16 protein-coding genes are annotated in these 17,900 nt (G+C 36.7%); 11 read left to right on the top strand and 5 right to left on the bottom strand.

Annotated features, from left to right (window positions below):
• The first annotated feature begins 379 nt into the window (after positions 1-379).
• From cotE to ACVYAD_RS22450, 8 genes are all read left to right on the top strand, one after another.
• Positions 380-994, top strand: coding sequence for an outer spore coat protein CotE (gene cotE / locus ACVYAD_RS22485; RefSeq protein ID WP_349659689.1), 615 nt, complete (start codon positions 380-382; stop codon positions 992-994).
• A gap of 119 nt (positions 995-1,113) precedes the next feature.
• A complete protein-coding gene (gene mutS / locus ACVYAD_RS22480; RefSeq protein ID WP_476428015.1) occupies positions 1,114-3,705 on the top strand; it encodes a DNA mismatch repair protein MutS in 2,592 nt (863 codons plus the stop codon).
• 14 nt (positions 3,706-3,719) lie between these two features.
• Positions 3,720-5,591 (top strand): DNA mismatch repair endonuclease MutL, encoded by a 1,872-nt coding sequence (mutL, locus tag ACVYAD_RS22475; protein ID WP_476428014.1) that lies wholly within the window; start codon positions 3,720-3,722, stop codon positions 5,589-5,591.
• Between the two features lie 111 nt (positions 5,592-5,702).
• Positions 5,703-7,349 carry a glycerol-3-phosphate dehydrogenase/oxidase gene (locus ACVYAD_RS22470; RefSeq protein ID WP_476428013.1) on the top strand — a complete coding sequence of 549 codons (1,647 nt, stop codon included), beginning with the start codon at positions 5,703-5,705 and terminating at the stop codon, positions 7,347-7,349.
• A 3-nt stretch (positions 7,350-7,352) separates the two neighbouring features.
• On the top strand, positions 7,353-8,270 hold the full coding sequence (locus tag ACVYAD_RS22465; RefSeq protein ID WP_476428012.1) for an alpha/beta hydrolase: 918 nt from the start codon (positions 7,353-7,355) through the stop codon (positions 8,268-8,270).
• Positions 8,257-9,159 carry a tRNA (adenosine(37)-N6)-dimethylallyltransferase MiaA gene (gene miaA / locus ACVYAD_RS22460; RefSeq protein WP_476428011.1) on the top strand — a complete coding sequence of 301 codons (903 nt, stop codon included), beginning with the start codon at positions 8,257-8,259 and terminating at the stop codon, positions 9,157-9,159. Before ACVYAD_RS22465 ends, miaA begins: the two co-directional genes overlap by 14 nt.
• 91 nt (positions 9,160-9,250) lie before the next feature.
• Complete coding sequence (gene hfq / locus ACVYAD_RS22455) at positions 9,251-9,481, top strand: RNA chaperone Hfq (RefSeq protein ID WP_349659683.1); 231 nt, start codon at positions 9,251-9,253, stop codon at positions 9,479-9,481.
• Positions 9,482-9,571: 90 nt separating this feature from the next.
• Positions 9,572-9,874 (top strand): rhodanese-like domain-containing protein, encoded by a 303-nt coding sequence (locus ACVYAD_RS22450; RefSeq protein ID WP_349659682.1) that lies wholly within the window; start codon positions 9,572-9,574, stop codon positions 9,872-9,874.
• A 70-nt stretch (positions 9,875-9,944) separates the two neighbouring features.
• Here ACVYAD_RS22450 and ACVYAD_RS22445 read toward each other — a convergent pair.
• Positions 9,945-11,275 (bottom strand): IS3 family transposase gene (locus tag ACVYAD_RS22445; RefSeq protein ID WP_476428010.1). Its coding sequence is split into 2 segments (ribosomal slippage): positions 9,945-10,891 and positions 10,891-11,275, totalling 1,332 coding nucleotides; the frame shifts between segments, so codons are not numbered across the junction.
• 124 nt (positions 11,276-11,399) lie between these two features.
• The gene (locus tag ACVYAD_RS22440; RefSeq protein ID WP_476428009.1) at positions 11,400-11,795 is read right to left on the bottom strand and encodes a hypothetical protein; all 396 of its coding nucleotides are present in this window, start codon (positions 11,793-11,795) and stop codon (positions 11,400-11,402) included.
• 313 nt (positions 11,796-12,108) lie between these two features.
• On the opposite strand from ACVYAD_RS22440, the gene ACVYAD_RS22435 reads away from it, so the two are divergent.
• Entirely contained in the window at positions 12,109-12,981 is an 873-nt protein-coding gene (locus tag ACVYAD_RS22435) for a DMT family transporter (RefSeq protein WP_349659680.1), read from the top strand.
• A 116-nt stretch (positions 12,982-13,097) separates the two neighbouring features.
• Here ACVYAD_RS22435 and ACVYAD_RS22430 read toward each other — a convergent pair whose 3' ends face one another.
• Both ACVYAD_RS22430 and ACVYAD_RS22425 read right to left on the bottom strand, forming a co-directional pair.
• Positions 13,098-13,232 (bottom strand): hypothetical protein, encoded by a 135-nt coding sequence (locus tag ACVYAD_RS22430; protein ID WP_476428008.1) that lies wholly within the window; start codon positions 13,230-13,232, stop codon positions 13,098-13,100.
• 106 nt (positions 13,233-13,338) lie between these two features.
• Positions 13,339-13,533 (bottom strand): hypothetical protein, encoded by a 195-nt coding sequence (locus tag ACVYAD_RS22425; RefSeq protein ID WP_476428007.1) that lies wholly within the window; start codon positions 13,531-13,533, stop codon positions 13,339-13,341.
• Between the two features lie 490 nt (positions 13,534-14,023).
• Between ACVYAD_RS22425 and ACVYAD_RS22420 the strand changes: the two genes are divergently transcribed.
• A complete protein-coding gene (locus tag ACVYAD_RS22420; RefSeq protein WP_349659678.1) occupies positions 14,024-14,722 on the top strand; it encodes a polysaccharide deacetylase family protein in 699 nt (232 codons plus the stop codon).
• 507 nt (positions 14,723-15,229) lie between these two features.
• On the top strand, positions 15,230-15,994 hold the full coding sequence (locus ACVYAD_RS22415; RefSeq protein WP_349659677.1) for a YheC/YheD family protein: 765 nt from the start codon (positions 15,230-15,232) through the stop codon (positions 15,992-15,994).
• Positions 15,995-16,852: 858 nt separating this feature from the next.
• Here ACVYAD_RS22415 and ACVYAD_RS22410 read toward each other — a convergent pair.
• Positions 16,853-17,455, bottom strand: a complete 603-nt coding sequence (locus tag ACVYAD_RS22410; protein ID WP_349659676.1) for a response regulator transcription factor — start codon at positions 17,453-17,455, stop codon at positions 16,853-16,855.
• Positions 17,456-17,900 lie beyond the last annotated feature (445 nt).

Here is a 17,900-nt window from a genome sequence, read left to right as displayed (position 1 = left end):
CCTGAAAAGTCTGCAAGTTCGTTACGAAACTTTGCGTTATTCATCTTAATTGAACCGCCGTATACGGATCCGTACGTACGGTGGTGTGAGAGGTCGGGAGTTAATCACTCCCTCCTACTCGATTGTTAAAAAGTTATTGTGTCAATGAAATGAAGATGCCTGTTCAATAGTATGTCTCTTCGGCAAAACGAGGGGTTGATTTCCGTTCCGACTGGGCGCTTTGTTGTTGCTGTCGCTACGCTTTCGCACAGGGCGAAGCTTCAATATTCATAGATATTAGCGTGTTTCTGACAACATACTATGTAAAATGAATTTAATCCTTAATTCGATTCTATAAAAATATATGTTCACCCAATAGGCGCTACCTGCATATGATGGAGTGAAAAGAGTCGAAGGAGGAATTGCGCTGAAACGTTTACGACAAATCGTGACGAGAGCAGTAGTTGCCAAGGGGAAGAAGAGAACAGAAGAACGTGTAACATTATGTCCATCAAATAAGCCGACAAGCATTCTCGGTTGCTGGGTTATTAATCATACTTGCTCCGCGAAAAAAGTCGGTAAATTTGTAGAAGTATCAGGGAAGTTTGATGTCAATGTATGGTATGCCTATAGTAATCATTCGAAAACAGCAGTGTTTTCTGAAACGGTGCACTATAAAGACAAAGTGAAGCTTTCATTTAGAGAAGGCGAAGTAAGTGTTGGTGATGATGTACGTGTACGTGTCATTCAAGAGCCAAACTGCATAGAGGCAATCATTTCTCCATGCGGTACGAAATTTGAAATCTTAGTAGAACGTGAAGTCGTTGTAGAGGTAATGGGAGAAACGACGATTTGTATTAGTGTACATCCACTAGATTTCGAAGAAGAATGGAACTTTGAAGAGAGCTCATCTTCGTCTTCATCTAGCTCCAGTTCCAGCTCATCGTCTAGCTCTAGTGAAGAAGGTAGGTTTGTTTTAGAGTCCTCATCGTTTCCTGATGAACGACCAAGATAATATTGAAGATTTAATACATGCGAAGCGCTAGCATCTTAAAAAAGGTGAATTAAGCGTTTCGCATGTATCTTTTGTTATAATAAAAATATCTATATGGTTAGAGCGAGGGAATTATTAAAATGACAACATATACACCAATGATGCAACAGTATTTGCAGGTAAAGGAAGATTACAAGGATGCCTTTTTATTTTTTAGATTAGGCGACTTTTACGAGATGTTTTTTGAGGATGCTATTAATGCCTCACAACTGTTAGAAATTACATTAACGAGCCGAGATGCTGGTGCAAAAGAGCGAATTCCAATGTGTGGTGTTCCACATCATTCGGCAAAAAATTATATTGAAACACTTGTGCAAAAGGGCTATAAGGTTGCAGTTTGTGAGCAAACAGAAGATCCGAAGCAAGCAAAAGGTGTAGTGAAGCGTGAAGTCGTACAACTTATTACACCGGGTACGATTATGGAAGGTAAGTCGCTCGATGGTAAATCCAATCATTTTATTGGCGCTGCGGAGCAATTTGATGATACGACATTTGGCTACGCTTATTTAGACTTATCTACAGGTGAAGCAGTAGCCTCCTCTATTGAGGGCGACGGTAAAGCACTTTTAATGCAAATGCAGGCATACGGAATTCGCGAATTAATTGTCACAGAAAATTTGCAACTGCTATTAGCAGAGCATGCAGTCAATGTCGGTATCGTCCTTTCTATTGAAACAGATGAAATGACGTTGGCTAAAGCTGCACATTATGTAGAAGCGGTGCCGAATGATTTACAAATTGCTTGCCTTCGTTTACTTCATTATATCGATAAAACACAAATGCGTTCATTATCACATATTCAAACATTTACGTATAATGAAATGAAAAATTATTTACGTATTGACTCTAGCTCTAAGCGTAATTTAGAGCTAATTCAATCTATTCGCGGCGGCGATCAAAAGGGCACGCTTTTATGGTTGTTAGATGACACCGTGACTGCAATGGGCGGGCGAAAATTAAAGCAATGGTTACACCAACCTCTTGCTTCACGTTCTGCCATTGAAGCGAGACTAGCGAATGTCACGGATTTGTTAGAGGAGTATTTTGTAAGAACAGAGCTTCAAGCCTCTTTAAAACAAGTATACGATTTAGAGCGTTTAGCTGGACGTGTAGCTTTTGGTAATGTAGGTGGACGTGATTTAGCACAGCTACGTGATTCATTGCGTCAAGTACCTGTAATTCAGCAGCAATTACGTGGTGCTAATAAGGAAACATTGCAAAAGCTAGGTGTAGCACTTGATACGTGTGAGGATGTAGAGGCACTTTTAGCTCGTGCAATTACGGACAACCCACCAATTACGATTAAAGAGGGTGACGTCATTCGCGATGGCTATAATGAGCGTTTAGATGAGCTACGCTATGCCTCACGGAATGGGAAAGATTGGATTGCACAGCTGGAGCAAGAGGAACGGGCGAAAACAGGTATTAAAAACTTAAAAATCGGCTACAATCGAATTTTCGGTTATTATATTGAAATTACGAAATCTAATATCCATTTAGCTGATTTAACTCGCTATGAACGTAAGCAAACTTTGGCAAATGCTGAACGTTATATTACGCAAGAGCTTAAGGAAAAAGAAGCATTAATTTTAAATGCGGAGGAAGAAAGTTTAACGTTAGAATATAATTTGTTTGTGGAAATACGTGATGAATTAAAGGCGTTTATTCCACGTGTACAAGCATTAGCGGCAAGCATTAGTGAGCTGGATGTACTAGTAAGTTTTGCGAGTGTTTCAGAGAAGTATCGTTTTACGAAGCCTGAGTTTCATGAAGGGCGTGCGCTAGAAATTATTGAAGGGCGCCATCCAGTTGTTGAGAAAATGCTCAATAAGCAAATGTATGTACCAAACGATTGTGTTCTTGAGGATAATAACAATATGATGCTGATTACAGGTCCGAATATGTCCGGTAAAAGTACGTATATGCGTCAAGTTGCACTAATTGTTGTGATGGCACAAATGGGCTGTTATGTGCCTGCTGAAAAAGCTAGATTACCAATTACAGATCAGATTTTTACACGCATTGGTGCCGCAGATGATTTAGCAGCGGGACAATCAACCTTTATGGTGGAGATGTTAGAATCTCAGCATGCTATTACGCATGCTACAAAAAATAGTTTAATGCTATTTGATGAAATTGGTCGCGGGACATCTACTTATGATGGGATGAGTCTTGCTCAATCTATGATGGAATACATCCATGATAAAATTGGAGCAAACACACTGTTCTCAACTCACTATCATGAATTAACGGCACTTGAAAAGGAGCTTCCTCGACTGCAAAATGTACATGTATCTGCTACTGAAAAAAATGGCACGGTTGTCTTTTTGCATAAGGTGAAAAAGGGGGCTGCTGATAAATCTTACGGGATTCATGTAGCACAGCTTGCCCAATTACCAGAGGAAATTTTAACAAGAGCACAAGTACTGCTTGAAAACTTCGAGGCGGGACGCGAGGCAGGGCACGAAGCCGAAAACGAAGCAGCAGTAGTACAGGAAGTTGATGAAAAGCCAATGCAAATGTCCCTATTTACAGAGGAAGAACCAATTTCTCCTGCAGAATCTGAGGTGCTTAAAAACCTAGAAAAAGTAAATATTCTAGGCACTTCACCAATGCAAGCGATGAATATTTTATATGAATTACAGCAACAACTAGTAAATGCAAAAAAGTAAAGGAGTGATGCGCTATGGGAAAAATACAAATTATGGACGAGTGGCTGTCCAATAAAATCGCGGCAGGGGAAGTAGTAGAAAGACCGGCCTCTGTAGTTAAAGAGCTTGTTGAAAATGCCATTGATGCAGGAAGTACGTCCATTGATGTTTTTTTACTAGAAGCGGGCCTCACTTCAATTCAGGTCATTGATAATGGTAGTGGTATGGACGAAGAGGATGCATTAATATCATTCTCTCGTCATGCGACAAGTAAAATTCATCAGGAGCATGATTTATTTCGAATTCGTACACTTGGCTTCCGGGGTGAGGCATTAGCTTCCATTGCATCAGTGTCAAAAATGACACTGATTACATCAAATGGTGAATCAGGAACGTATTTAGAGCTTGTGGGTGGGCATATCGCCACACATAAACCTGGCCCTTTGCGTAAGGGAACAGATCTTACAATAGCCCAGCTATTTTTCAATACACCCGCTCGATTAAAATATATGAAAACAATACAAACCGAGCTTGGACATACAATTGATCTAATGAACCGCCTTGCGCTCGGAAATCCACAAATTGCGTTTAGATTGCTGCATAACGGCCAGCAATTGTTACAAACAAATGGACGAGGGGATGTTCAGCAAGTATTAGCAGCCATTTACGGTGTGCATAATGCTAAGAAAATGGTGGCATTCAGTGGAGAATCACAGGATTATAAAATTTCTGGCTTTGTATCACTACCTGAGGTGACTCGTGCCTCGAAAAACTATATGTCGTTATTTGTGAATGGTCGCTGGGTGAAGCATTATTTAATACAAAAAGCGATTGTAGATGCTTATCATACGTATTTGCCCATTGAACGTTTTCCGATTGTAGCGCTCTTTATAGAGGGAGATCCTTATTTAACAGATGTCAATGTTCATCCTGCCAAGCATCAAATACGTTTAAGTAAGGAGCCTGAGCTTCTTAAGCTAATTGAGGAAACGATACGAGAGGAAATCCGCCATGTTATTCGAGTACCGCAAATGGAGAAGAAGGAGAAAGTGGCAAAGTCTGAGACGGAGCAGTTAAATATTTGGAAACCTGCACCGAAGCTTAATGTGGAGAAAATGAATGCTATTGTAGAGAAACTTTATGATGTACAAACTGTTCAGGAATCCAACACATTAGATCCGATAGTGCCACAATCTGAATCCGTCCCTACTGCTATTGAAGATAGCTGGCAACCGACACCAGTGATGGAAGTGAATCGTCCTGAAGAAGAAGTGACGTTAGAAGGACCAATGGAAGTTTTGGAGGATGAGCCTACGAAGGAACCATTCCCTGCACTTGAAGTGGTAGGGCAAATTCACGGCACATATATTGTTGCGCAAATGGAGGATGGCTTTTATTTAATTGATCAGCACGCAGCTCAGGAACGTATTAAATATGAATTTTTCCGTGAAAAGGTCGGTCAGGTGAACCCAAATGAGCGTCAGGCTTTATTGCTGCCATTGACTTTCCATTATGCTGCTGACGAGGCTCTTATTTTAAGAGAAAATCGACAGGAGTTAGAAGCTGTAGGCGTATTTTTAGAGGAATTTGGGCAGGCATCATTTGTCGTGAGAGAGCATCCGAGCTGGTTCCCTAAAGGGGAAGAACAGGAAATTATTGAGGACTTAATTGAACAAGTGTTGACAACTAAAAAAGCGGACGTCAAAAAACTACGTGAAGCGGCAGCGATTATGATGAGCTGTAAAAAGTCGATAAAGGCCAATTATTATTTAACGAAAGAGCAAATGGAAGTGTTATTGCGAGATTTACGCAATGCCGACAATCCATTTACATGTCCGCACGGACGTCCAGTACTTATTCATTTTACATCTTATGAAGTGGAAAAAATGTTTAAACGGGTAATGTAATTGAAGTGGAATTAGAATTTCTATGCTTAACATTATTGTTAGTTATATAGGATGGCATATTTAGTAGAAGTTACACGTATTTTCAATTTATAGCAAATGGGGGAGAAAGGTATGTTTTCATTTGAGCATCGTCCTAAAATTATGCATTTTTTAGAGCAATATAGCTTTGACGTTTTAGTCATTGGTGGAGGCATTACTGGTGCTGGCATAGCACTTGATGCAGCCTCGAGGGGGTTATCAGTCGCTTTGATTGAGAAGCAGGATTTTTCTGCTGGCACATCAAGCCGTTCAACAAAGCTTATTCATGGTGGACTTCGTTATTTAAAGCAACTTGAAGTAGGTGTAGTAGCCGAGGTTGGGCGTGAGCGTGAAATTGTTTATGACAATGCTGTTCACGTGACAACGCCTGAAAAGATGTTACTACCATTATATAAGAAAGGCTCACTTGGACCTTTTACAACATCAATGGCACTGAAGGTATATGATCGATTAGCAGGTGTTAAAAAGCATGAACGCAGAACAATGTTAAACGCTCAAGAAACGGCAGAGCTAGAGCCTTTACTCAATCAAGATGAGCTTATTGGTGGAGGCTATTACGTTGAATATCGTACAGATGATGCCCGTCTAACAATTGAAGTGTTGAAAAAAGCTGTGGAATACGGGGCACTTTGTTTAAATTATGCGGAAATGACAGGGTTTTTATATGAGAAGAAAAAGCTTGTTGGAGTACAAGTGACGGATCATGTTACAGGGAAAACAATGGAAGTGCATGCTGCGCAAATCGTCAATGCAACTGGACCTTGGGTGGACGAGGTTCGCCAAAAGGATAAAGTAGCAGACAAAAAACAATTACGTCTCACAAAAGGAGTTCATATTGTCCTTGATCAAAAGGATTTTCCATTACAGCAAGCCGTGTACTTTGATATAGTGGATGGGCGTATGGCCTTTGCAATTCCACGTGATGGTAAAACGTATGTAGGAACAACAGATACAGTTTACGAGGGAGACCCTACACATCCGGTCGCTACCCAGGAGGACGTTGATTATTTAATTGTAGCTGCAAAAACAGTGTTTCCAACTGCAAATATTTCAAGAGATACGGTTGAATCGTCGTGGGCAGGTGTGCGTCCACTTATTTATGAAAAAGGCAAGAATCCATCCGAAATTTCACGCAAAGATGAGATATGGACGGCTCCAAGTGGGCTAATAACAATTGCTGGTGGAAAATTAACGGGTTACCGTCAAATGGCAGAAACAATCGTTGATAAAATTGTGAAAATCCATAAATATAAGCACGCAAGTCTATGTGTGACACGTGAGTTATCACTTTCCGGTGCAAAGGGCATTAATGCCATTAATTTCCCTGATTATAGTTCTTATAAAGCTAAAGAGGGCGTTCAGTATGGCCTTAATTATGATGAAGCAAAACAGCTTGTACAAAAATATGGGACAAATGTTGACGCATTATATAACCAGGTGAAATATTTACATGAGCATGGAAGTACGATGCCTTTAGTTTTACATGCCATGTTACTTTATGGCATAGAAGCGGAAATGGTGTATACGCCAAGTGATTTCTTTATTCGTCGAACAGGCTTATTATACTTCGATATTGATGCAGTAAAACGTTATAAACAGCAGGTCATTCAAGTTATGCAACAACATTTTCACTATACAGAGTCACAAAGAAATACTTATGTAGCTCAACTAGAGCAAGCTATTTTAGATGCAACAAATTTTGCAGAGGAAGGAGTGTAAGCAATGGAGCGTTATATTGAAATGTCAGATGGTCATTTTCTGTTTACACGAACATTAAAGCCATCAAATCCATGTATTGGTCATATTCATATATTGCATGGGATGGCGGAGCATAGTGGACGTTATGTGACATTTGCCAATAGCCTAAACGAAGCGGGCTACGCAGTGACAATGCATGATCATCGAGGGCATGGAGAAACAGCTGCTTATAATGGCACATTAGGTTTTTTTGCTGAACAAAATGGGTTTGATCGTGTCGTAGAGGATGCGCATGAAGTAGTAACATCTTTGCATGAACAATTTGCAGATGTACCATTAATTATATTTGGTCATAGTATGGGATCGTTCATTACTAGAAGATATATACAATTGTACAGCGATCAAGTGGATCATGTGATTCTATGTGGAACAGGGAATGTTACAGCATTGCATACGATGGGGAATTTAGTAGCGAAAGTATTAGCCAAACAGCTTGGTAAAGAGACAGAGAGCAAGTTATTAAATAAGCTGAGCTTTGGTAGCTTTAATAAACAGTTCCCGAATTCGAAGACTGCTTATGATTGGATATGTTCAGTAGAGGACGAAGTGGAAAAATATATAGATGATCCGTATTGCGGCTTTATCCCAACAAATCAATTTTTTGTCGATTTAACAACAGGTTTCAGGTCGTTAAATCGAAAAAGTGAAATAGCAAAGGTAAAGAAGGACTTACCGATATTATTGATAAGTGGTAGCAAAGATCCAGTAGGAGAACAAGGTCAAGGTGTGTACGCTGTTGCAGAACAATTTACAGAAGCAGGCATACAGGACGTGACGGTCTACTTATTTGAGGATAAGCGCCATGAAATCCTAAATGAGGATAATCGAGAGGCAGTCTATCAAGTTTTATTACGGTGGTTAGAAAAATATGATACAAAATAAAATACAACAGGCAGAGGTCGTAGCAATCGTAGGACCTACAGCATCTGGGAAAACAGCACTAAGCATTGAGTTAGCGAAAAAATATAATGGAGAAATCATCAACGGTGACTCCATGCAAATCTATCGAGATTTAGATATTGGTACAGCTAAAATTACGGAAGAAGAGATGGAGGGTGTACCCCATCATTTACTAAGTTTCAAAGAGCCAACAGAATCCTTTTCAGTAGCTGACTATCAAAAATTAGTACGAGCTAAAATTGCAGAAATTCAAATGTGTGGCAAGCTACCGATTATTGTAGGGGGCTCAGGTTTATATGTGCAGGCAGTACTCTTTGATTTTCAATTTACAGAGGAGCAGGTAGATGAGGTGGCACGAAAAGCCTATTATGAAGAGCTGGAGAAATTAGGTCCAGAGGTGATGCATGCTAGGCTGAAAAAACTTGATCCACAAACAGCGGAGACAATTCATCCAAATAATACTCGCCGTGTCATACGTGCGTTAGAGATGATTGAGCTTAGTGGCGTCTCAAAGGCATCCGAAGAACACAATCGTGGGGAGGTTCCGCTGTACAATCATGTGATTTTAGGGCTCGGGCAAAATATGTCACGTGAAGTGCTCTATGATCGTATTAACCGTCGTGTTGATATAATGATGGAAAAAGGGCTTTTAGAAGAAGTAAAGGGCTTATGGCAGAAAGATATTCGTGGTGTGCAATCAATCCAAGCAATCGGCTACAAAGAATTATACGATTACTTAGATGGTAAATGCTCTTTAGAAGAGGCGATTGACAGCTTAAAGCAAAATTCTCGCCGCTATGCGAAAAGACAGCTAACATACTTCCGAAACAAAATGGATGTCTATTTTGTTAAAAATAACGAAAGACTTTAATTAATTTCTAAAAATTACTAATTGATAAATTGGTAGAACATGCTACTATAGGAATGAATAGGTAGAAAGAGAGTATAGGGAGGCATATTTGATGAAATCAATTAACTTGCAAGATACATTCTTAAACCATTTACGTAAAAATAATGTTTTTGTAACTGTGTTTTTGTTAAATGGATTTCAGTTAAAAGGAACTGTGAAATCCTATGATAATTTTACAGTAATGTTACTAGATGCTGATAACAAACAACACCTTATTTACAAACACGCTATTTCTACATTTGTTCCAGCGAAGCAAGTGGATTTTTTAGAGACAGATAACTAGAGTAAAACAGTTAGTGTTCTTGACACTAGCTGTTTTTTTGCCTTCAGGCTATAATGTAAGAGGAAATTGACATATTGGAGGACTACACAGATGAAATCTATGGATACAACAGAAGTATTAGAACTATTAGATGCGAACGAAGACCTATACATTATTGATGTTCGTGAAGAGGATGAGGTAGCACAAGGCATGATCCCAGGTGCTCAACACATTGCTCTTGGGACAATCCCTGAGCGCTTAGAAGAATTAGATGCTTCTAAGCCATACATTATCGTTTGTAAGGCAGGCGGACGTTCAGCAAATGCTTGTGCATACCTAGAAGCTCAAGGCTTTGACGTAACAAACCTTGAAGGCGGCATGCTTGCTTATGATGGAGAGTTAGAGTTTAAATAATGACATACTAAAAAAGAAAGAGCCTTTTAATATTAAAATGTACCCTTTGTAAAGGACATTAATAAAAAGGTTAGGCAACTTTTTGTAGCTGCTGTCTGTATTTTGCAGGCGGCAGCTTTTTTAAATTCCATTGCCCTCGATAATGATTGTAATAAATCATATAACTATTTATTTCTTTTTTTACTTCTTCTAATGTTTCACATGCTCTAATAGTTGTTTCATCTTTAAAATGCCCAAAGAATGATTCTTGTGGCGCATTATCCCAACAGTTTCCTCGGCGTGACATGGACTGTCCTAAGCCCATTTTCTTTACTAAGGCTCGGAATTTTGGATTCGTATAGTGGAAACCTTGATCCGAATGGATAAAGGCATCTTCTCTTAAATGGCGATGCTTCTTCAATTTATGTAACGTGTTGAGCGCAATTTCTATACTCAATGTAGAAGATACTTCATAGGCTAGAATTTCATTTGTTTCGGCGTCTTTTATCGTTGATAAATAAGCACGTTTACCGCCTCCATATGTTAAATATGTGATATCGGTTAGTAATACTTTTCCTGCCACACCTTGCTTAAAGTTACGGTGTAAATTATTAGGGCATGTGCGATGTTCCTTCGTTGCTTTTGCCATACGACGTGCTGGATTCGCTTTTCGAATGGGGCAGATGATATTAAATTTCTTCATAATGCGACGGATTCGCTTGAGGTTGTATGTAGTTCCATATTGGTTTTCGAGTGTCATTTTTATTTGACGTGCACCTTTCTTTCGTCCTCGGAAATGAAAGGCCTTTAAAATAACTTCCTTCACCACTTCATCTTCTTCATTCTGTTTTTGACGAGTCAAGACAGCTTCTTCCTTAAAATAGCGATAGTAACCTGAGCGTGAAACATTTGCAATTTCACAAAGATAACGCACCATTCGTTTTAATTGATATTTTTCAATAATCTGATGGATTAATTCAAATTTTTGTACAGTACTTATTTTGATTTCTTCCTCATCAGCTGCCTTTCGAGTTGATCTAGTTTTTTTAAAAGTTCGTTTTCTGCTTCTAACAATTTCATCTTCGCCTCTAAGCGGGCGTATTTTTCTTCTAAACTTAATTCACGCTCTAAAGGGCGACCTGAAGTATGTTTTCTGGCATCTTCTAAACCTGTTAGCCCATGTTCTTTATAAGCCGTACGCCAACGATTCGAAGCTCTACGAATACGCATTGGACCAAGGGCTTCAATGTCAAAACCCGCCTCAAGAAAAATTTCACTTGGATATTTTCCTTTATCGTATTCATCAATAAAAAATTCCTTAAATTCATCCGTATAAGTAATGGCTTTCGCACTTACCGTTTTGACGTATGGATTTAATTTTAATTGCGCCTGTTGTTGTTTCGAAAATAAATTTTTAGTCATCCTATTTAACCACCGCTCGTTTTTTTTCTTCATTATAAACAAAAATACCCTATAAGATGACCTTTTTGAAAGTGTCTATCTTATAGGGTACATTTTATATTTGCTCTTTCTTTTTTTCTTGCGCTTATTTTTTTAGTGAGTCTATAATAAGGCTAAAATTTTTTTCGAAATGATTGTATGGATTTTCATTTTTTAGCTCACGGATTTTTAGGTTGTAACAGGCAAAGTTTAAACCGGCACCGTAAACTTGTAATGCGCCATTCGCAAGATCGCCGTTCTGAAGAAGTTCAATACCTTCCTTTAAGAAGGTTTCGCTCTCATCGAAGTGACATTCAGTAATGTTTTTATTTCCATTGTAAAATAACTTCAGGTTTTCAATGATTTTATTCGCTGTATCTTCACTTATTGAAGCGTCTACATTGATTAATAATTGGTTTATCGGTTTTACTAGCTGAGCATATAGGCTATCATAATTTTCACATGTTTCAGCAATGGCGTTTCTTAGCTCTTTTGTATCCATCGTCTCTTCTCCAATCTTTTTAATTTTGTTCTCCCGTACATTGTATTAACTCCTATACTTATCTAGCATGCTAGTTTTCAATTAATTTTTATCGTTTTAGTACTTATCAAAAAATAGCATCTAGATTGAATATTCAGAAATATGTTACAATTAATTTCGTTAAGGAGGGATAAGTATGTATCGAACAATAGCACCCCCAACAATGTCTTTACAGTAGAATCTACTGTTTAGGCATTCGATAAAAGCTTGCTAATTCTCAATAGATTCTACTGTATATCGGAGACTATATACATGTAGAAAGAAGGAATTAGAAATGAGCGGAAAACTATCTTTTATTGTATCAATGATTATTTTTGGCGCTGTCGGTGTTTTTGCAAAATACATTAAATTGCCTTCAAGTGAAATAGCCTTTTGGATGAGTCTTATTGGCTCTTGTTTTTTACTTTTGGTGTTCCTTTCTAAAAAAGAAAAATTTACGAAAACAACTATTTTGCAAAATAAATGGCCATTGATACTTTCGAGCTTTGCTTTATGCGGCAATTGGATTTTTCTTTTCCAAGCGTACAAGGAAACAACCATCGCAAATGCAGCGCTAAGTTACTATTTTGCTCCAGTACTAGTAATTTGTTTATCACCAATCGTTTTGAAAGAGAAAATATATGCACGGAAAATCTTTTATGTTTGTGTTGCGCTAGTAGGCCTGTATTTTATCGTCCAAAGTCAAACTACCGAAACGAGCGAACATTATATCGGAATTGTCTATGGGCTTATTGCAGCTTGTTTCTATACAATAGTTACATTCACCAATAAGTATATCCGTGGATTAAAAGAACCTGATAATACGATTATTCAGCTTGCTTTAGCAGCGTTATTCCTAGCGCTTTACCTTTTTGGGACCAATGGGTTCCAAATAATGCAAATTGATATGAAATCAATTAGTTTACTTATAGCATTGGGTATTGTTCATGCTGGGATCGGCTTCTATTTGTTCTTTTTCGGAATGCGTCATCTAAAAGGGCAAAGTATAGCTATTTTAAGCTATATTGATCCGCTAACATCATTACTGATTTCGACGATGATTATAGGAGAGAAAATGACGACACTACAAGTACTAGGCGCTATCCTTTTACTCGGCGCAACATTCCTGAGTGAAATAGATAAAACAAAGTTGATATCACAGCAATAAACGGACAGAAAGCTCCCGAAAGCCTTTTGGGTATTAGGGAGCTTTTAGTAAAGGGGAATAGTATTAGTTTTAGTTTTATCCCCTAAAGAACGTTTTAATATTTTTGAAGAAAGCATTCAGTTTATCGTATCTGATACTGTTCTGTTATCCGTATTAAATGTCACTTTTATTCCATCTTTATGAAACTTATAAATCGGATATTTCGAATAATGATGAACAGCTTTCGTTTGGACATTACGTGTTGGACACATTTCAAGCACTACCTTTCTTTCTTTCTTTCACAATCTTATATGCCCGGCACAATCTTTAATAAATACTCCGTGTCCTAATCTTTCAGCACCAACAGTTCAACAGCCTCTAGAACGTTTTTACCAATTCCTGTTTCACCGGCATGAATAGTGACGCTGTAGCCATATTGGCTAAAGCGATTGGATCTACGAATTTTTCACAAAATCCTTCTTCTTCGGATGCATATAGGTCAATTGCTACTACCCCTTTTCCAAGGAACTTTTTCCTCTTTTCAACCACCTCGAATGCACTTTCTACAGACATCGTCCTCACGCAAGCCAGGATTATATTTCTCTTTATTTCGTAACAGCTTTCAGCGTCTCTCACCCCATCTATAACAGATTAAATAATCTCTTCCAAATCCCTTTAAAACCGACTTCCTCTACAACTTTTGCGGAAAGACCGTTATGGGCTTCCGTTAAAAATTCAAGTTTATTTGAATATATTTTTTTAGGCTGTTTTCGCAAAGATTGTTGCTCTTCAACTAACCTTTCTTGTTACACTAACAGGGTAGGATAGTTTAATAAGGAATGCTAAAATAGCCTTAATTTCAAAACGATTTTATTTAATACTGCTTAAAAAAAAGTAGGTAGGGAGAACAGTATTCGGTAGAACTTTCTAAATTGGATTTTTGACGAAGAAAAGAATACAGAATATTTTTGGCTGTTGCTGTTGCCTTTGATTTGGAAGGACTAACGCTTTTTGATAAAATGGTAAACGGTATTTAAAACTCCTGAATGGAAAGAGGATTGCTATGAAAAAGAAGTTGGTATTGATTGGGATAGGGATTCTCTTAGTTTTCCTTCTACTACTAGGCACTTATAAATTAATGAATTCTAGGACGTATCAGTTATTTGGGGGCTTAACCAAACAAGTAGAGACGAATCAAAAAGTAGTTGCTTTAACTTTTGATGATGGTCCGGCGGATAACACAAATCAGATATTGCCGCTATTGGAAGAGTACAATGCTAAAGCTACCTTTTTTCTGATAGGTGCAGAAATAGAAAAATTTCCAGAGGAAGCAAGAAGAATCGCAGAAGAAGGACATCAAATTGGGAATCATACCTATTCGCATAATCGGATGATTTTCAAAACACCCTCTTATTACAAAGATGAAATAGAAAAGACAGATCAATTGATTCGTAATACAGGCTACAAAGGTGAAATTGATGTTCGGCCACCTAATGGGAAAAAGCTGATAGGGTTGCCGTATTACCTAAATAAACATAAAAGAAAAACTATAACTTGGAACCTTGAACCAGATACTTTTTACACTACGGTTTCTGACAAAGTAAAATATGTGACTGAGAATATTGAACCTGGTTCGATTATCTTGCTGCATCCAATGTATGATAAAACGGGCAAAGCGCTCCAAACAATTGAAGGTATACTACAGGAACTTTCAAATAAGGGTTATAAATTTATCACTGTTAATGAACTTCAAGATTTATAGTATAAAAAAGAGTTAATTTCCTACCTTCGTTGGGATTAACTCTTTTTTTGTTGCTGCCGTTTTCTGCTTTAAATGGATGCATCCTTTTCCTAGGAAATTTCTCTTCTTCATCCGGCTACTTGTCTTTATGTTTTACAGCAACAATCTTTGAGAAAACAGCCATTTTTTTTAAAAAGTTCATCTTTTTTTCAATATACCCCAACTCCATACTACTCGACATATCTATATAACTAAAAGTAAAGATTATTGGGGCAAATATATTAGAAACTAATGATTTTGAAAGTAATAAAATGGATGTATTGAAAACAACATAATGCTACTTTTCTAGTGTAGTAAATTTATTATGACTCTAATAGAAAAATGGGTGATATTAGTCACGTTATCAAGTCCCACCTACCCATGCGAGATAAATCTATTTGCATACAATACAGTAAGCTCCATAAGTGGAGAGGACTAAACTATTAATAAAAAAGAAATAAAAATATCTAACTAAATGAGGTGAGTTTATTGAAAAATGGACTTGGAAAATGGGAACAATTCTTACTTTTAAAACAAAATCCTTTAACAACTAACTGCATTCCAGAATCAACACTTTACAGTCTAGAAAACCTAATCTATTTATTAAATAAATATGAGTATATTTATGTGAAACATAATAGTGCCGGACAAGGAAGAGCAATTTATAAAATCTACAAAAGAAAAGATGGACACTATTGTTTTAACGGATTTACCATGCAAGGTGAAGAAATAAGTAAATGTGTAGCAGCGATTGAGGATTTCCACCAAGTTCTACATCCATATGAGAAACACGGTAGATTAAGCGGAAATTATATTATACAGGAAGGGGTCAAAAGTCTCACCCCTGATGGGGATTCAATATCCATTCGTGTTCATGTTCAAAATCTAAAGGGAAAATGGGTAATTGGTGGAATTTACGGAAGGGTTGCAACTGAGGATCATGGGATTGTCAATTCAAATCGGGGTTCTAAAGCAATATCGATTGAAGAATTACTATCAGGTTATTTGATGATGGATAATACAAAGAAAGATCAAACAATAGATTCTCTAAAAGAAGATTCAATTTTAGCAGCTGAAGTAATAGCATCCCACTGTCCTTGTAGAGAATATGGCATTGATTTTGGAATAAATCTTGAAGGAAAACCTATATTATTTGAAGTAAATACAACGCCTAGCATTCGTAGTTTTGCCAAAGTTGATAGGGCAATCTGGAAGAACATTGTTGAGATTAGGAAAAAGCAAAATGAAGGCTAAGTTTGAAATGTAGTTATTTTTCATTTTAGTCATCAGCATATTTCTATTCAATAGACATACATCCAAAAAATACTTACCTTTCTATAATTTTGGGAAAGAAGAAACTTAATTGCATCCGTTACTTGTGAACGATTAGGGATTTCCTGAAAAAATGGATTATGGTTGGATAGGCGCGATATGAATCAATTTTCTTTGGAGACGATTCAGCATGGGCTCAAATTCCCAGCCCTCAGGAACCTGAATTCGCGTACATTAGTTTATTTGGTTATTCGAAGTGTTAAAAGATTCTTTTGATTCACTCTTACTGGCGAAGGAAAATCCCTGGAAAAAATGTCTGTTTACAACTTAAGCAGACATTTTTTTAAGTATACTTTGTTAGAGATATGTAGAACTATAACTTCTAAATGATTGTAGGGAATAGTTTCATTTCATTTTGAAGCAACGTCCTAAAGACATTGGTACTCCGAAAGATTTCAGTATGTAGTTTTTTAGTAACCATTTATAACTACTTAGGCTTGGAATAAAGTTTAATTAAAAGCACTTCTTTAGCCTACATTTTAAGATAAATAAAAAGAATCCATTTCGAATAAAAGGCTTCTTATTTTTGCTTACTGAAGTACTATAAAAAACAATTCAATAAAACTAAAATAGCACCTATACCAAAAACAGAAATCACTTTTATCATGTCTTTCTTCAACAAAACACCACCTAATATCCATTTTTTAAAATCCAAACTATTATGTAAGTGATGAGTGCTTTTATACTGCGTTTATATTAGTGTTAACGTTATTACTAGTGAATTATTAGCAGTGTGAATTAGCCTTTCATAAGATGAAAAAATTAATAAACACAAGTATGCTATTTAATACTTAGCAACCCTCGCTTAATAGCTGTTACGACAGCACCTACTCGAGATTCTACGTTTAATTTCCTAATGATTGATGAGATATGATATTCAACTGTTCTTATGCTTATCATCATTTCCTCACTAATTTCAATATTGGTTTTATCCTCTGCTATTCTTTTTAATACTTCAGACTCTTTTGGTGTAAGCATTTTATCTATCTGATCTTTTTCAACTTTAGGAAACCTTTTGTCACCTAAAAATACTTGTCTAATAGTAAAGATTAATTCTTGGAATGATTTTTCTTCTGAAATAAAAGCGCTAGCTCCTGCATTGTAGGAAGATCTTATATATTCTGAACATTTACACTTTGATAGTATGATAACTCGTAAGTGTGGAATATTTTTTAATAGTTTAGTTAAATCAATTTTGTTTGATAACTCCATTTGCAAATTTATAAGTACAATATCCGGAGAGTTTGTGATTATTTCATGATGTAAATACTCAGGATTAGAAAGAGTCCCTATCACGCAAATATTTGGTTCTTTGTTTAATCTGTGCTTTAAGCACTCTAGTACTAATTGACGATTATCTACAAGTAGTAGTTTAATATTCACGCTATTCACTCCTTGGTTATATATCAATCTTCATCTCCAAAAAAGTCCGCTATTGTCATTAAATGATAAGAGAAAAACTAAAGATTTAGTTTGAATAATATACCCATTAAATGTTTTTCAAAACTATTAATCTCCAATAACTGAGGTGATTCTGCATTATTATGTGAAATATATATGAAGTTAGAATATTTGCGGGAAATACGGATGTTTTAAAAGTTCTATTTGTTATATTACATATAAGTGTTCTGAAAAAAACAAAAATTAAAAAAATGTATCTTAATATTCAAGATGTGTTTTTATAAGTGAATCCTAATTAATAGCAAGAAATTAATATTTACACAAATCTATTAATACCTAGTAAAAAAACGTTGATTAACCCAATATAATTGGTGTGATTACTATATAAAACCAAATAAGAAAGAAGTTGTATGATATGCAAATTATT

This window comes from Lysinibacillus sp. G1-3, assembly GCF_056322905.1.
The sequence above is the reverse complement of the archived record's forward strand: the minus strand, read 5'-3'. Positions and strand labels throughout refer to the sequence as shown.

Bases quoted from the DNA above. Each gene is read 5' to 3' on its own strand.
- miaA (WP_476428011.1), top strand. From the start codon at position 8,257: ATGATACAAAATAAAATACAACAGGCAGAGGTCGTAGCAATCGTAGGA.
- ACVYAD_RS22425 (WP_476428007.1), bottom strand. From the start codon at position 13,533: ATGTCTGTAGAAAGTGCATTCGAGGTGGTTGAAAAGAGGAAAAAGTTC.
- ACVYAD_RS22465 (WP_476428012.1), top strand. From the start codon at position 7,353: ATGGAGCGTTATATTGAAATGTCAGATGGTCATTTTCTGTTTACACGA.
- ACVYAD_RS22420 (WP_349659678.1), top strand. From the start codon at position 14,024: ATGAAAAAGAAGTTGGTATTGATTGGGATAGGGATTCTCTTAGTTTTC.
- ACVYAD_RS22470 (WP_476428013.1), top strand. From the start codon at position 5,703: ATGTTTTCATTTGAGCATCGTCCTAAAATTATGCATTTTTTAGAGCAA.
- ACVYAD_RS22430 (WP_476428008.1), bottom strand. From the start codon at position 13,232: ATGTGTCCAACACGTAATGTCCAAACGAAAGCTGTTCATCATTATTCG.
- hfq (WP_349659683.1), top strand. From the start codon at position 9,251: ATGAAATCAATTAACTTGCAAGATACATTCTTAAACCATTTACGTAAA.
- ACVYAD_RS22450 (WP_349659682.1), top strand. From the start codon at position 9,572: ATGAAATCTATGGATACAACAGAAGTATTAGAACTATTAGATGCGAAC.
- mutL (WP_476428014.1), top strand. From the start codon at position 3,720: ATGGGAAAAATACAAATTATGGACGAGTGGCTGTCCAATAAAATCGCG.
- mutS (WP_476428015.1), top strand. From the start codon at position 1,114: ATGACAACATATACACCAATGATGCAACAGTATTTGCAGGTAAAGGAA.
- ACVYAD_RS22440 (WP_476428009.1), bottom strand. From the start codon at position 11,795: ATGGATACAAAAGAGCTAAGAAACGCCATTGCTGAAACATGTGAAAAT.
- ACVYAD_RS22435 (WP_349659680.1), top strand. From the start codon at position 12,109: ATGAGCGGAAAACTATCTTTTATTGTATCAATGATTATTTTTGGCGCT.